The 13,674-nt window shown below is 54.1% G+C and carries 15 protein-coding genes; 4 read left to right on the top strand and 11 right to left on the bottom strand.

All coding sequences use genetic code 11. The annotated features are described in order from the left end of the window. Nucleotides 1-41: 41 nt before the first annotated feature. On the top strand, nucleotides 42-683 hold the full coding sequence (gene crp, locus CDH47_RS01255) for a cAMP-activated global transcriptional regulator CRP (protein WP_100638015.1): 642 nt from the start codon (nucleotides 42-44) through the stop codon (nucleotides 681-683). A 33-nt stretch (nucleotides 684-716) separates the two neighbouring features. Here the strand turns inward: crp and modC are convergent, their stop codons facing one another. The 6 genes from modC to CDH47_RS01285 all read right to left on the bottom strand — a co-directional run bounded on the left by modC (nucleotide 717) and on the right by CDH47_RS01285 (nucleotide 5,458). Then, nucleotides 717-1,802, bottom strand: a complete 1,086-nt coding sequence (gene modC, locus CDH47_RS01260; RefSeq protein ID WP_100638016.1) for a molybdenum ABC transporter ATP-binding protein — start codon at nucleotides 1,800-1,802, stop codon at nucleotides 717-719. Then, nucleotides 1,802-2,479 carry a molybdate ABC transporter permease subunit gene (modB, locus tag CDH47_RS01265; RefSeq protein WP_100638017.1) on the bottom strand — a complete coding sequence of 226 codons (678 nt, stop codon included), beginning with the start codon at nucleotides 2,477-2,479 and terminating at the stop codon, nucleotides 1,802-1,804. Before modB ends, modC begins: the two co-directional genes overlap by 1 nt. A 20-nt stretch (nucleotides 2,480-2,499) precedes the next feature. Beyond that, nucleotides 2,500-3,273: a molybdate ABC transporter substrate-binding protein gene (gene modA / locus CDH47_RS01270; RefSeq protein WP_100638018.1), complete on the bottom strand. Its 774-nt coding sequence runs from the start codon at nucleotides 3,271-3,273 to the stop codon at nucleotides 2,500-2,502. Between the two features lie 95 nt (nucleotides 3,274-3,368). Then, nucleotides 3,369-3,731 (bottom strand): winged helix-turn-helix domain-containing protein, encoded by a 363-nt coding sequence (locus CDH47_RS01275; RefSeq protein WP_100638019.1) that lies wholly within the window; start codon nucleotides 3,729-3,731, stop codon nucleotides 3,369-3,371. Next, nucleotides 3,724-4,641 (bottom strand): alpha/beta hydrolase, encoded by a 918-nt coding sequence (locus CDH47_RS01280; RefSeq protein WP_100638020.1) that lies wholly within the window; start codon nucleotides 4,639-4,641, stop codon nucleotides 3,724-3,726. Before CDH47_RS01280 ends, CDH47_RS01275 begins: the two co-directional genes overlap by 8 nt. Nucleotides 4,642-4,717: 76 nt before the next feature. Continuing rightward, nucleotides 4,718-5,458, bottom strand: a complete 741-nt coding sequence (locus tag CDH47_RS01285) for a glutathione S-transferase family protein (protein WP_100638021.1) — start codon at nucleotides 5,456-5,458, stop codon at nucleotides 4,718-4,720. 172 nt (nucleotides 5,459-5,630) lie between these two features. Between CDH47_RS01285 and CDH47_RS01290 the strand changes: the two genes are divergently transcribed. After that, a complete protein-coding gene (locus CDH47_RS01290) occupies nucleotides 5,631-6,608 on the top strand; it encodes an META domain-containing protein (protein ID WP_100638022.1) in 978 nt (325 codons plus the stop codon). A gap of 90 nt (nucleotides 6,609-6,698) precedes the next feature. On the opposite strand, the gene CDH47_RS01295 is transcribed toward CDH47_RS01290, so the two are convergent. From CDH47_RS01295 to CDH47_RS01305, 3 genes are all read right to left on the bottom strand, one after another. Continuing rightward, the gene (locus CDH47_RS01295) at nucleotides 6,699-7,754 is read right to left on the bottom strand and encodes a betaine/proline/choline family ABC transporter ATP-binding protein (RefSeq protein WP_100638023.1); all 1,056 of its coding nucleotides are present in this window, start codon (nucleotides 7,752-7,754) and stop codon (nucleotides 6,699-6,701) included. A gap of 9 nt (nucleotides 7,755-7,763) precedes the next feature. Then, nucleotides 7,764-8,798 carry an ABC transporter permease gene (locus tag CDH47_RS01300; protein WP_100638024.1) on the bottom strand — a complete coding sequence of 345 codons (1,035 nt, stop codon included), beginning with the start codon at nucleotides 8,796-8,798 and terminating at the stop codon, nucleotides 7,764-7,766. Nucleotides 8,799-8,919: 121 nt separating this feature from the next. Beyond that, nucleotides 8,920-9,888, bottom strand: coding sequence for an ABC transporter substrate-binding protein (locus CDH47_RS01305; protein WP_100638025.1), 969 nt, complete (start codon nucleotides 9,886-9,888; stop codon nucleotides 8,920-8,922). Nucleotides 9,889-10,254: 366 nt separating this feature from the next. On the opposite strand from CDH47_RS01305, the gene CDH47_RS01310 reads away from it, so the two are divergent. Then, nucleotides 10,255-10,872 carry a glutathione S-transferase family protein gene (locus CDH47_RS01310; protein WP_100638026.1) on the top strand — a complete coding sequence of 206 codons (618 nt, stop codon included), beginning with the start codon at nucleotides 10,255-10,257 and terminating at the stop codon, nucleotides 10,870-10,872. 32 nt (nucleotides 10,873-10,904) lie between these two features. Here the strand turns inward: CDH47_RS01310 and CDH47_RS01315 are convergent, their stop codons facing one another. Beyond that, entirely contained in the window at nucleotides 10,905-12,089 is a 1,185-nt protein-coding gene (locus tag CDH47_RS01315) for a GGDEF domain-containing protein (RefSeq protein WP_161494466.1), read from the bottom strand. Between the two features lie 90 nt (nucleotides 12,090-12,179). Here CDH47_RS01315 and CDH47_RS01320 point away from each other — a divergent pair, with 90 nt between their 5' ends. Further along, nucleotides 12,180-12,788, top strand: a complete 609-nt coding sequence (locus CDH47_RS01320) for a DUF4202 domain-containing protein (protein WP_100638028.1) — start codon at nucleotides 12,180-12,182, stop codon at nucleotides 12,786-12,788. 44 nt (nucleotides 12,789-12,832) lie between these two features. On the opposite strand, the gene trpC is transcribed toward CDH47_RS01320, so the two are convergent. Further along, nucleotides 12,833-13,648, bottom strand: coding sequence for an indole-3-glycerol phosphate synthase TrpC (gene trpC, locus CDH47_RS01325; RefSeq protein WP_100638029.1), 816 nt, complete (start codon nucleotides 13,646-13,648; stop codon nucleotides 12,833-12,835). Nucleotides 13,649-13,674 lie beyond the last annotated feature (26 nt).

The raw sequence follows: 13,674 nt of genomic DNA on the forward strand, positions 1-13,674 counted from the left end.
CATCGGATCCCGCCAGTATTTGAGGAGGCACAACCCGCATCATGGCCACAATCATCAAGCCAGTTGAGCAGAAAACCAAACATCTCGACTATTTTCTTTCTCAGTGCCATCGCCGCCGCTACCCGGCAAAGAGCACCATTATTTATGCGGGCGACAAAAGCGACTCCCTCTTCTACATCGTCAAGGGTTCCGTCACGGTGATCATTGAAGACGATGATGGTCGTGAAATGATTATGGCCTACCTCAATGCAGGCGACTTTTTTGGTGAGATGGGGCTGTTCGACAATATGGATTCCCGTAGCGCCTGGGTGAAGGCAAAAACCGAATGTGAGGTGGCTGAAATCAGCTACCCCAAGTTCCGGGAAATTGCCCAGCAGGATCTGGGGGTGCTCTACTTTATCGGCGAGCAGATGGCTTCACGCCTGCGCCAGACCACCCGTAAAGTTGGCGACCTGGCGTTCCTGGATGTAACTGGGCGGGTTGCCCGCACTCTGCTGGATTTGTGCAAAGAGCCAGATGCCATGACACACCCCGACGGCATGCAGATCAAAATTACCCGTCAGGAGATTGGCCGCATTGTGGGCTGCTCCCGTGAAATGGTTGGCAGGGTGCTTAAAACCCTGGAAGACCAGGGGCTTGTGCGGGTTAAAGGCAAGACCATGGTGGTTTTCGGAACCCGTTAGAGCTTGGGGCAGACTGACCTGTTGCCCGGCGGGTCAGTCTACAATGGCAACAGACTTTATCTGCATCCAGACTTGCTGCCTGGGCTCAATGCTCAGGGTGTGCACAGCCCGGCTGGTCAGGCGGGAGAGGAAAGGGGTTTTCCCCGCCAGTAGCCGCACCATGGATGTCCCCGGGCTTACTTCCGAGGCTACCTCATCAACAATTGCTGGCAACAGGTTCTGGGTGCTCTGATCAACCTGCTCGCTTCGTGCAAGGCTGATATCCTTCGCCAGTACCTGCAAACGGACTCTTTGGCCGATAGTCAGGTTTTCATCGGCGCGTACCCAAAGATGCCCACCCGCAAAATCAGCCCGGCACAAGTGCCAGCGCTCGTCATGCTCCGATACTGTAGCATCAAGGATGACTCCCGCATCAACCTCAAGCCCAAAAGGCTGATCTGTGCGCGCCATGATGGTTTGCAGTGGCCCCTGGGCAACCACCCGGCCTGCATCCATCATCACAATATGATCCGCTAATCTTGCAACTTCTGCCGTGGAGTGGGAAACATAGAGCATGGGGATAGCCAGGTTGTCCCTCAAGGCCTCCAGGTAGGGCATGATTTCACGTTTGCTGTTCTGGTCGAGTGCCGACAAGGGTTCGTCCATCAGCAACAGCTTGGGGCTGGTGAGTAGCGCCCGAGCAATCGCCACCCGCTGGCGTTCGCCACCGGAGAGTTTTTCCGGCATGCGGCCAAGCAGGTGTGCAAGGCCAAGCCATTGAACGGCTTGTTCGAAGGATATCCGGCGCTCACTTTGCGGGATTCGCTTGTACCCGTACATCAGGTTTCGCTCTACCGACAAGTGCGGAAACAGGCTGGTTTCCTGGAAAACATAAGCCAACGGGCGCTGGTGCACAGGGCGGCTGCTTTTCTCACCCTCGCTTTGCCATACATCCCCGTTAATGCGCATGCTGCCTTTGGCCGCCTGTAGGCCTGCCATACAGCGCAGCAGCGTTGTTTTCCCGCAACCGGAGTGCCCGAACAGGGCCGTTAGCCCAGTGCCTGGAAGCTCCAGATCAACATCCATTGTGAATGCCCCGAACTGACAGCTGAAGCGCGCTTGTATTCCGTGTGTCGCCATCACTTCACCAGTCCGGATTGCATCCGGCCATTGAGGGAGTAGAGGGTGACCAGCACAACGAAGGAGAACACCACCATGCCGGCGGAGAGCCAGTGAGCTTGCGTATATTCCAGTGATTCCACGTGGTCGTAGATGGCTACGGAGAGCACTTTGGTTTCACCGGGAATGTTGCCGCCAATCATCAAAACCACACCAAATTCACCAATAGTATGGGCAAATGTCAGTACGCTGGCCGTGAGAAACCCCGGCCGTGCCAACGGAATCACAATAGAAAAGAAACGATCCCGGGGCGACGCCCGGAGCGTGGATGCCACCTCAAGAAGCTGCTGGTTAATCGAGCCGAACGCATTTTGTAGTGGCTGCACAGTAAATGGCAGCGAATAGATAATGGAGGCAATCACCAGACCTTCAAAGGTGAAAGGAAGCAGGCCCAGGCCCAGTTGCTCGGTAATCTGGCCGACCATACCTTTGGGGCCCATCAGAACCAGTAGATAGAAGCCGAGCACGGTGGGCGGAAGCACCAAAGGCAGGGCCACGATGGCTGAAATAGGTTGCCTGAGCCAGTGCTTGGTGCGCGCTAGCCACCAGGCGATAGGCGTGCCTACCACCAAGAGCAGAGCGGTGGTCAGGCCTGCAAGTTTCAGGGTGAGCCAAATCGGCTCCCAGTATATGCCCATGGTCTTGGCCAGGTTAATACTCAGTGGTCGATGTCATAGCCAGCGGCTTCGATAATGTTTCTGGCCGTGTCGCTGCGCAGGAACTCAAGCCACTGGTGAGCAGCCGTGTTGTTCTCACTACGAGTTAAAAGGATAGCCTGTTGGTTGATGGGGGAATAGTAGGTTTGGGGGATTAACCAGAGTGATCCATCTTTTTCATCCCAGGCGCGCACCTGGGAGAGGGCTACAAAGCCGGATTGAGCGTTAGTGGTCGCCACAAACTGAAAGGTTTGAGCAATGGAATCGCCTCGGACCAGCCGGCCCTGCAGTGCATCCCATAAACCCATTTCGGTCAGCACCTCCTGAGCCGCTAAACCATAGGGCGCAGTTTTAGGGTTGGCTATGGCAAGGCGAGCAAACTCCCCGGATTCCAGCCAGGCACTCGGGTCAGAGAAGGTGTTGGGTACCGGGGTCCAAAGCACCAGCTTGCCCCGGGCATAGGTAAACCGGGTAGCTGCTACGCCCTGGCCATTCTCCTCAAGCAGTTCGGGTCTGCGTGTATCGGCGGCAAGAAACACATCAAACGGTGCGCCATTATCAATCTGTGCATACAGCTTGCCAGTGGAGCCATAGCTTGCGACTGCTTCCAGCCCGGTCGCTTCACCAAAGGCAGCAATGAGTTGGCGGGTGGTGTCAGTGAAGTTGGCGGCCACAGCAATGCGAACATCGGCGGCCTGGGCTGAGCTGGTTGTTGCCAGTGCGAACACAAAGCACAGAGGTGCAAGCAGGCGGGCAATCTTCTTCTTTATGAGCATGGATAATTCTCCTTGTATCCGCTCGTATATAACGATAGGAATAGTATAGGTGCCTCAGGCGGGATACAAGAGTAATCAGGTTGTTTTCGGGAGGTTTAAGTCGAGGATTTGTCGCAAATCAAGGCTGCCAGCTCCGCAAGCTCAGGGCGCTCTGCTACGGCTTTTTCGTACTGTCGGTAGAGGTTGAGCACCTTCAGGCCATCTTCAGAAAGCTCGGCGCCACCGCCCCGACTGCCACCGGTAGCAGTCAGAACCAGTGGGTTTTGAAAGCAGGTGTTCATGGTATCGACCAGTAACCATGCCCGGCGATAGCTCATCTTGAGCGCCCGTGCGGCGGCAGAAATGGAGCGGTGCTGCTGAATTAATTCAAGTAGTTGAGCCTTTCCAGGGCCCATGGCAATAGCGTCGCCGGCTTTGAGCCTGAGCCTTGGGGCAAGGCGGGGATGTCTATCAGGCATTGGGTGAGTACCCCGAAACTATCAGTGACAGCACATGTTCCCGGACTTCACCGGCATTGGTCTCATTAAGCATCTCATGACGCCCCCCGTCGAATAGTCGAAGGCTTACATTCTTTATGCCAGCATTGCGTATTATTTCAAAGTGCCGGGTAATCCCTTTGCCCATTTCCCCTACCGGGTCATCTGTGCCGGCAAACAGGTGAACCGGAAGCACTTTGCGCCACTTGGAAGGCTTGATTGTAAGCATTCCTTGAATGAAATCATGCCACAAGCCTGTGGTGCACTCGAACCCGCAGAGTGGATCTGCAATATATTTGTCTACCTGGGCAGTATCCCGGCTTAGCCAGTCGCAGTCTGTCCGGTTAGGGCGGAACATGCGGTTAAACTTGCCGAATGACATCCTGGCAATGGTTGGGCTTCGGTGGTGCTGGCCGTGGACTCGGCGGATGCCATTAATCAGGAGTCCGGATACCCATAACTCCGGGCGATTAATGCGGTTGGTGGCGCTGAGTATCAGCCTGTCCAGGGAATCCGGATGCTGTTGGGCGCAACTCTGGGCGATGAATGAGCCCATGCTGTGCCCCAGGAGTGAAAGAGGGGTTCCCGGGAAACGTTTCCGCGTATCCAGCAAAACCTTATTCAGGTCGTCGACGACTTTTGCCCAACCGTCCGTATCACTGTAGTGTCCAAGCTGTTGGGGTGTGCAGGCAGGTCCATGCCCCCTGTGATTCATGGTCACAGCGGCTATATCCCTTTCCACCAGCCAACGAGCAAAGTCTGCATAACGCCCTGCGTGTTCTGCCATGCCGTGGGCGATAACCAGAACCGAGCGAGGCTCGTCCGGGGTAAAAACGTTACCCGTTATGGTGTGGTTATTCTGGCCGGTCAGGCTCAGGGGCTGTTCTTGCATGTTGCGTTCCGGGGGCTGTGGATGGAATTGTCAGCATGCCAGAAGATGCCGTCGATAAGCGATTTATGCCACAAAGTTATCGGTATTCCTCATACACTCGAGCAAGCACCTGCAACTGTGGTTGCCACTCGTTGAGCCAAGCCTTTATCTCTTTGGGAATTCTCGCGGGCTTAGGCCAGGGAACCGGGTAGGCCTGTGGCTGAAACAGCGGGGCAAAGAGGGCGGCGGCCGTCAGGTCAGCTCGAGAAAAAGCATCGCCGGCCAGAAACCGCTGTTGGCTATAAGTTTCCGCTAGCTCAGTTAGCAGTTGCTCGAGTACCTTCCGGGATTCTTTAGCGGTTTTTTCGTTGATCTTCATCCATTTTCGCATGATTTCGTCGACCCGGCTGAACGCCAGGCTAAGCATGATGCGGTTGTAGAAGGGCGTACCTGCGGCAAGTAAAGGCACCACTATTTTCGGGCGCTGCAGGAAATGGTGATAGGAGTAACAGCGCACAGCCGGGCCTGCCAGGTCATCCAGGCGCTTTTCCCACGCCAGAGCCTGAGCCTTCGCAGGCTCGTCCACTGGAGTGACGGGGTTGTCAGGGAAGGTTCTGTCAAGGTAGTCGAGAATCTTGGAAGAGCCTTGAATAACCTCACCATCGTGCACCAGCACAGGTACAGATGCGCCCGCGCCTTTGGTGAGTTTTTGCATGGTCTTTACATGCTGCCCTGGCAGCAGGTTCGTGGTTTCATAATTGAGGTGCTTGTAATCCAGTGCCCAGCGGATCTTTTCACAGTAGTGGGATATGGCAGATTGATAAAGCCGTAAAGCCATGGGTGCCTCCTGAGTGGTGGGTTTTAGCATAGCCTTGAGTCAGCACGATAAAAAGCAGAACAGCCAGATTAGCTGCTTGTTTTTAATAGTTTTGCAGCCCTGTAATTGGTTTTACCCAGGCTTGCCTTTAATATGCAGGCACTCACTCACGTTACCAATACAGGTTGTGACCATGTACTTACAGCGGGTTTTGAAAATATCCAGCGTCGCAGCGGCGGGGCTCTTTCTCTCTGCATGCGCCACAGGGCCAGATACGCAAGCAGCTTCAGGTCATTATCAGTGTGGCCAGTTGAGCGTTACTGTGGCCAGCGCAAGCGATAGTGGTTTGCTTGGTGTCGATTACCAGGGCAAACGCCTGCTCCTGACGCCGCAAGAGAGTTCTTCCGGCGCGCTTTATGCCGCTCCTGGAGACGATGACACCCGTTTCTGGAGTAAAGGCGAGCGCGCAACTTTTACCGTAAAAGGCCAAGCCTACCCGGAGTGTCTGCAGGCAGGTGCGCTTGAGACTCGCTTTGAGGCCACAGGCAATGAGCCGTTTTGGCATGTCGGTGTAGAAGGTGAAGAGTTGGTGTTGAACCGCCCGTACGATACCGGGGGGCCCGAAAAGGTTGCACTTGAAACAGTCGTTGCGAACCACCATGGTCGCGAGTTTCGCGGAGAATTGGGTGGCCAGGAGTTAACGTTAAAAGTAGCCCGTCAGCTGTGTGAAGACAGCATGTCCGGAGCCCAGTTTCCGGCCCAGGTCCGCCTGGGATTGAACGGTGAGGTTTTTCAGGGCTGCGGTGGTGATCCGGAGCGTCTGTTCCGCGGTGCTGAATGGGTTGTTGAAGACCTGGCAGGCGCGGGCATTATTGATCGCTCCCGTATAACCGTCGAGTTTTTTGAGGGCAACCGTCTTGCCGGCCTGGCCTCCTGTAACCGTTACGGAGGTCAATATGAGCTCACTGCTGAAGGAGTAAGCTTTGATCATATGTTTTCAACAAAAATGGCCTGTGCTCCTGCCTTGATGAATCAGGAAGACCGTTTTCTGGAGTTAATGTCGAAAGTAAAACGCGTGGCCATTGGGCGCAATGGCAAGCTGCTGCTGACAACGACCGAAGGCGATGAGATCAAGGCGTTTCAGGCGACGTACAATAGAGGTGAACAGTAAAATTCAAGTGCCGCCCCGTGTGCCGGATTTGCTCCGGCATGCGGGGGTGAGGTCGCGAACTCTAACGGTTGTCTGCCCTGCGCTGGCTCATCAGCCTTGGTGGTTGGTTTCAGGTGATGCGACGGTTGGAACCAAAGCACGGGTCAGGTCTTTCATGCAGAGGCTGCCCACCATTTCACCGTTCCGAACCACACGGAATATCTTGTCTGTGTCGCCGCCCGAGCGGGAAAGTACAGTTTCAAGGTTGTCTTTCTCGGCAATATCTCCGGCGTAGTCGGCGTCGTTATCGGCGTGCTTCTTCATAATTGAGCGCACCCTGAGTACCCGGGCGCGATTAATGTCGTGTATGAAGGCCTCAATGTAAGGGTCGTTGGGATTCAGCAGGATGTCTTGCGGGTCGCCTTGCTGCACCACTTCGCCATCTTTGAGTATGACCAGATGCTCGGAGAGCTTCAGGGCTTCGTCCAGATCGTGGGTGATGAATACAATGGTTTTCTGGAGTTCGTCCTGCAGTTCCAGCAGCAAATCCTGCATATCTGAACGGATCAACGGGTCCAAGGCCGAGAAGGCTTCGTCCATCAGCATGATGGGGGAGTTGGATACCAGTGCCCGGGCAATGCCCACCCGTTGCTGCATGCCGCCGGATAATTGATGGGGATACTGGTTCTCGTTGCCCTCAAGACCCACCCGGGCAAGCCATTTTACCGCTTCACTTTCAAAATCTTCAGTTTTGGAGCCACGAATGTTGAGGGCCATGCCGGTGTTCTCAAGCACAGTTTTATGGGGCAGCAAGGCAAATTTCTGGAACACCATGGACATCTGTTCCCGCCGCAGTTGACGTAGCTGCTCTTCATTCAGGTCCAGAACATTTTTGCCGTCCAGGCGGATTTCACCCGCGGTGGGTTCAATAAGGCGGTTCAGGTGACGGATCAACGTTGATTTGCCAGAGCCCGACAGCCCCATGATCACCGTGATCTTGCCATCAAGGATATCCACGTTGATATCCCGCAGCCCCAGAACATGGTTTTGCTGATCCAGAAGATCGGCTTTGTTCATGCCGCGCTTCACATATTCCAGAGCCACATCCGGCGTTGGTCCGAATATCTTGTAAAGGTTTTTGATGGAAATCTTTATATCATTCGCCACGTTTTGTCCTCACTGCTTTTGACTGGCGTTGATGCGCGCAAGAGATGCTTTTGTCACCCGGTCGAGAATCACGGCCAGAATTACAATGCCAAGGCCGGAAACCAGGCCAACGCCCAATTCCAGATTGCGGATGCCACGAAGCACCAGAACACCCAAACCGGGTGCCGACACCAGTGATGCGATAACCACCATCGCCAGGCTCATCATGATGGTCTGGTTTACACCGGCCATAATGTTGGGCAGTGCCAGAGGAATCTGAACCTTGAACAGCTTCTGCCTGGGCGTCATGCCGAAGGCATCGGCGGCTTCGATTACGTCTTTGTCCACCAGGCGTATGCCCAGGTTGGTCAAACGCACAACCGGCACTATGGCGTAGAGAATAATGGCAATGCCGTAGAGTTTGGATTCGGTCACGCTGAACAGGAAAATCAGCGGGATCAGGTACACAAACGGCGGTAAGGTTTGAAGCATATCCAGCACCGGAATCGTCAGCCGTTGCATGGTGTCGCTCCGGGACATGGCAATGCCTATGGGCACCCCGAAAAGCACACACAGGAAGGCGCATACAAAAATAATGGCCAGCGTCTGCATGGCGTAAACATAGTAATCAATAAAGGCCAGTAGGCAGATACTGCCGGCTACCAGTGCAACCAGCTTCCAGGATTTGGTCACCAAGAAAACGATCGCCAGCATAATCGGGATAATGATCCACCAAGGCGTGTTCAACATGCCGTAAAGTGCGCTATCCAGAAACCAGCTGAGAGGCTGGGTCAGTGGGTCCAGAACAAGGCTGAGGTTGTCTTTTATGGCGAGAAAACCCTGCTCCAGGCCTTTAGTTAGCTCTCTGGACTGGGGAAATGCTGCGCAGGAGTCGTTCAGTGCATCCATGGACGGGAAAGGAAGGTCCCACAGGGATTCGGGTTCTGCATCTTTGCCTTTGGATTTGGCGAGTAGATCCGCCATCGACATAGGGCCGTCTTCTTTACCTTTCGCGCACCAATCTTCTAACCCTAGCGCCGAAAACAGGGAATCGTAGGTTGCCATTTGTGTTTAGCCTCTTCTGTACATGGGGGCCATGCGACACAGAAATCGGTTGTTGTTACTGCCAGATAGACGTATCCCAGGGCACTCGTTAAAAGAGCTGCCCCGGGCCAGGGCGGGATAATCAGTTTTCGAGAATCGCCGCAAGATTTTTGCGGGCCTCGTCGTTGAGCCAGCCAGACCACTCGTCGCGGTTGGTGCTCAGGAAATAAACCGCAGCTTCTTCAGCGGATGCATTGTTGGAATCCATCCAGGCCAGAAGCCCGCTCATGGTGTCGGTCTTGAAGGTCATTTTGCTCAGCATCTCGGTTACCTCTGGCTCCCGATTTTTGAAGCTGGTGGTGACCGAGGTAAGAACCGTTGCCGCCGGGAATTCGGAAACGCCCGGGCTGTCGGCGTTAGCGTTCTGGTTTTTCTCGTGAACCTTCTGCTTGTATTCGCCCAACTCTATACGGGTCATGTCGTACTTGCCCATGGGCACAGTTGGGCCCCAGTAGTAACCGAACCACGGGTCACCTTTCTGAACGGCTGAGGCCATTGAAGTCGCCAGGGTCTCGCCTGAACCGTGGTTAAACACCTTGATGCCAGACTCCTCAAGATCCAGAGCGCGAATCAGGTTGTCGTTAACAATTCGGCAGCCCCAACCATCCGGACAGTTATTAAAGCGTGAGCCCACCAGTTCCGGGTTGGCCATGACGCCTTCAATTGTTTTCAGTTCAGGGTGTTTTTCCACCAGAGCAGTGGGCAGCCACCAGCCTTCCTCACCGCCGGGATCAAGCACCTTGCCCAGTCTTGCAATCTTGCCTTCTTCTTCGAGGCGCAGATAAGCTTCTCCTGCGGAGTTTAACCACAGCTCAGTAACGATGTCTGGCTCGCCGTTTTCTGCAACTGATGTTACGGCCGGCACGGTGTCTGAGGGGATAACCGACACATCACAGCCATAGCCTTGTTCCATAATAAATTTGGCCACGCTTGTGACGACGGTATTGGACGCCCAGTTCATTTCTGTGATGGATACTTCGCCGCAGTTGGCTTGTGCCATGGCGGGTACTGATAGTGCACAAAGTAGTGCTGCAGACGTAAGCTTTCGCATAGTCACTTCTCCATTCGGGGTTGGTGAGTTCTGGCAGAACATTTTGTTGTCATTTTTTTTGTTAAGCACGTTGCTAATTTATTACGACTGGCATGGAATAACCGGAAGATGCGCTCCGATTTGGGGTTTTCTGGCAATGCGGGGAAATAGGGCAAAACATCTCGTCTCGGTTATCACGTAGTTATAAGCATAAGGATCTTGAGCGCAGTTACAAGGTTTTAACGCAAATGCGCCAACGATGGATACGTATTCGCCATGTAGCGGGGGCTAACCTGGTTGCTTGACGCAACCCTGTATTCGGGTCAGTCTCTCGAATGCTTTGTGCGCAAAAAAGCCCTTGAGAAAGCTAGACTGGAGCCAATAATAATGAAAATCTATGAAACAAAAACTGCACCAAATCCTCGCCGTGTGCGCATGTTTATGGCTGAGAAAGGCTTGCTAGAGAAAGCCGAGTTCATCGAAATTGATTTGCAAAAGGGTGAAAACCTGACGCCGGAATACGTGGCCCGTAACCCCATGAAAAAGGTGCCGGTGATGGAGTTGGAGGATGGCACCTGCATCGCCGAGACCATGGCGATTTGCCGTTACTTTGAAGAAAGCTACCTGCAGGCCCCAACGCTTCTGGGGGACACGCCTCTTGAGAAGGCCTTGATCGAACAGTGGGTAAGGTGGGTGGAGTTCTATTTTTTCATGCCCACAGGTATGTGTTTCCAGCACACCAGCGGCTATTTCAAAGACAGGATGAACCCGATCAAGGAGTGGGGGGAAGATTGCGGAAGGGGTGTTGCCAAGTTTATGAAGTTTCTCGACGGGCACCTGGCTGACAAGGAATATATTTGCTGTGACAGGTTTACCGCAGCCGACATCAATGCGTTCACTACAGTAGCCTTTGCCCGGGTTGTGGATATCCGTATCCTGCCAGAATATACCCACTTGCAGTCATGGTATGACCGCATCAAGGCGCGCCCATCTGCGCAGGTTTAAAAATGATGGTTTGTTAGCTTTATCCTGAGGGATCAGTTTGCAGTATCAAAGATGATCTCAGCTTCTGTTAATGCAGGTTCGGGGTTTGGGGGCGCAATTTCCTCAGTGCGATTGCGCCCATTGTTCTTGGCAAGGTACAACGCATCATCGGCTCGCTTTATCGTGCTTTCAATGTCATCAAGCCCGTAGCAGCTGGTGATGCCCAGGCTTATGGTTTGAGGAATGCTGTGCTCTTTGACCTCCATCGGTTTCTCAGCAAGAGATAGGCGAGCCTTCTCGGCTACGTGCCGGGCTCCATCGAGATCCGTTTCCGGTAACAAAATCAGGATTTCTTCGCCACCCCAGCGGCACAGTGCATCCTGCGTACGCATGTGGCTTCCCAGCCTGCGGGCGGTTTCCTGAAGTACGATGTCGCCAACATTGTGGCCGTAGGTGTCATTTACTCGCTTGAACCAATCGAGGTCCCCTAGAATAAGGCTGTAAGTAGCCCCGTAGCGTTGGGCACGGGAGTGCTCGCGCTCCAGCAGTTGGAGCATGGCTCTGCGGTTCAGCAGGCCGGTTAACTGATCGGTAGTCGCATGCTCTTTGAGTCGTTGCCTGGCTATGAACTCTCCAACCCGAAGCTGCCCCAGTGCCTCACTCATCACGAGACCTATAATCATCATGACGAAAGGGTCAAACATAGGGGGAAGCAGCTCGGCGATGGACAGCCCCATAGCCTTTGCAGACAGGAAAAAGACCGGGAGAGGGATGAGAAACATCAGGCACCATTCTCTAGGGCCCCTGACTGAGAAAGCGGAAACCCCGAAAAAGCTGATGATCATCATGTTTGTAACCTGATAGGTCTCGGCAGACGGCCCGCTGTAGTGAATGAGAAACAGTGCAAGTATCATCGTCATCAATGAGAGCCCCATAATTCTGAGCAATTGGCGGCTCTGGATGAAGGGCTTTCCCGTGTAGTGGGAGAATAGAGTGATAAGTGCACTGAGCAGAACAGGTATCCGGAACCCCAGTTCCGTGAGCCACATCTCTGTCGGGTGAGCAAGGCGGAGTTCGTGGGTAAACTGGTAGAAAAGTACCGTTACAAGAAGAGTCCAGGCAGCGATGACAGCTACCTTGCGCTCCACGATCCGGATGTACGCCTCATAGGCGGGTATCCATTTTGGCGGTACTCTTTTGAGTGGCGGTTGGAGATCTGAGCTTTTCACCATCATCATGATCCGGCGGCCAGTAGTTATCATCATCAGGGAATTTGACAGTCGTCGCAATAGCCCCCGAGGGTTAGTTGTGTCGTTAAAGGAGATAGTATGAGTGGGGCATCCCTTAAGTGTGCTCTGGATGCGATTGACAGCGCCAATCGCGCCGACCCAAATGAAGAGGTTGTGGCAGGTGAAACCATGCCCAGGGAGTATGCCTACAGTTTGCATATGACTCGCTGGCTCTATGAACTGGAGCCGGCGCCTTCTGCGCGAATGCAGATAGCCTGCAGAGCCCAGCATCTTGAGCGCTGGAAGTTGCCCCGCAGTGATTACCCGGTGGGCCGAAAAGCCTACTATGCTTGGCGCCAGGCGTGTGGGCGCATGCATGGGCGCAGGGCTGCGGAAATTATGGCTGAGTGTGGATATCCTGAGAGCGAATGCGAACGGGTTGAGGTGATTATTACCAAGCGCGAGCTGCGAAAAGACCCGGAGACGCAGTTATTGGAAGACGTTGCCTGCATGGTGTTTCTGGAGAAGTATTTTGCCCGGTTCTACGCAGATAACGCGGAATATGATCGGGAGAAATGGCTCAGGATTGTGCGGCGAACCTGGGGCAAAATGTCGCAGCGCGCCCATGAGAGGGCTTTGGAATTATCGGTTGATCTGCCTGAGCATTTGCAGTCGCTGATGCAGGAAGCGCTGGCGGATACTGACTAGATCCGCCTGACGCGCTTGTTTGCCCTCTGGCGCTATTGGCCACTCTACTGCGGGAAGAACAATTCCTGCAGCTTCTCACCAGGGTTGTCTGCACGCATGAAGGATTCACCCACCAGGAATCCATAAATTCCACGACCGGTCATGGCTTCCACGTCGGCGCGGGTCATTATGCCGCTTTCGGTGATGGCCATGCGCTCTGCACCTATGCGCTGGTGCAGGTTGAAGGTGGTTTCCAAGGATACGTCGAAGCTGTGCAGGTCGCGGTTGTTGATGCCCACCAGTGGGGTGCGGAGCGTGAGTGCATCGTCCATTTCTTCGCTATTGTGGACTTCTACCAGTACGTCCATGCCGATTTCGTGGGCTATGCCTTCGAGTTCCTGCATCTGGTCTTTGGTTAGGCACGCTGCAATGAGCAGTATGCAGTCGGCGCCTATGGTTCGGGCTTCGTATACTTGGTAGGGAGCGACCATGAAGTCTTTGCGGATAACGGGCAGGCTGCAGGCGTTGCGGGCGGCGATCAGGTAGTCTTCGTGGCCCTGGAAAAAATCATGGTCAGTGAGTACTGACAAGCAGGCAGCGCCGCCCTTTTCGTAGCTTTCGGCAATCTCGGCGGGCTCAAATGGGTCGCGGAGTATGCCTTTGCTGGGTGAGGCTTTTTTGATTTCAGCAATGACGGCGGGTGTGCCGGCTTCAATTCTCTGGCGCAGGGCGTTGGCGAAGCCCCTTGTAGCGGGCTGATCGCCAGACATGGCCTTGAGATCTTCCAGACTCGTTTGGCGTTTCCGAAAGTCGATTTCTTCCCACTTTCTTTCTACGATTTTGCGCAGGATGGTGGGGGTTTTGTCGTTTTGCTTAGCCATTTTTGTTTGGTTCCGTGTATGAGCAT

This window comes from Marinobacter salexigens, assembly GCF_002806945.1.
GTDB lineage: Bacteria > Pseudomonadota > Gammaproteobacteria > Pseudomonadales > Oleiphilaceae > Marinobacter > Marinobacter salexigens.

Coding starts and splice junctions, on each gene's coding strand:
- crp (WP_100638015.1), top strand. CDS start 42: ATGGCCACAATCATCAAGCCAGTTGAGCAGAAAACCAAACATCTCGAC.
- modC (WP_100638016.1), bottom strand. CDS start 1,802: ATGGCGACACACGGAATACAAGCGCGCTTCAGCTGTCAGTTCGGGGCA.
- modB (WP_100638017.1), bottom strand. CDS start 2,479: ATGGGCATATACTGGGAGCCGATTTGGCTCACCCTGAAACTTGCAGGC.
- modA (WP_100638018.1), bottom strand. CDS start 3,273: ATGCTCATAAAGAAGAAGATTGCCCGCCTGCTTGCACCTCTGTGCTTT.
- CDH47_RS01275 (WP_100638019.1), bottom strand. CDS start 3,731: ATGCCTGATAGACATCCCCGCCTTGCCCCAAGGCTCAGGCTCAAAGCC.
- CDH47_RS01280 (WP_100638020.1), bottom strand. CDS start 4,641: ATGCAAGAACAGCCCCTGAGCCTGACCGGCCAGAATAACCACACCATA.
- CDH47_RS01285 (WP_100638021.1), bottom strand. CDS start 5,458: ATGGCTTTACGGCTTTATCAATCTGCCATATCCCACTACTGTGAAAAG.
- CDH47_RS01290 (WP_100638022.1), top strand. CDS start 5,631: ATGTACTTACAGCGGGTTTTGAAAATATCCAGCGTCGCAGCGGCGGGG.
- CDH47_RS01300 (WP_100638024.1), bottom strand. CDS start 8,798: ATGGCAACCTACGATTCCCTGTTTTCGGCGCTAGGGTTAGAAGATTGG.
- CDH47_RS01305 (WP_100638025.1), bottom strand. CDS start 9,888: ATGCGAAAGCTTACGTCTGCAGCACTACTTTGTGCACTATCAGTACCC.
- CDH47_RS01310 (WP_100638026.1), top strand. CDS start 10,255: ATGAAAATCTATGAAACAAAAACTGCACCAAATCCTCGCCGTGTGCGC.
- CDH47_RS01315 (WP_161494466.1), bottom strand. CDS start 12,089: ATGATGATGGTGAAAAGCTCAGATCTCCAACCGCCACTCAAAAGAGTA.
- CDH47_RS01320 (WP_100638028.1), top strand. CDS start 12,180: ATGAGTGGGGCATCCCTTAAGTGTGCTCTGGATGCGATTGACAGCGCC.
- trpC (WP_100638029.1), bottom strand. CDS start 13,648: ATGGCTAAGCAAAACGACAAAACCCCCACCATCCTGCGCAAAATCGTA.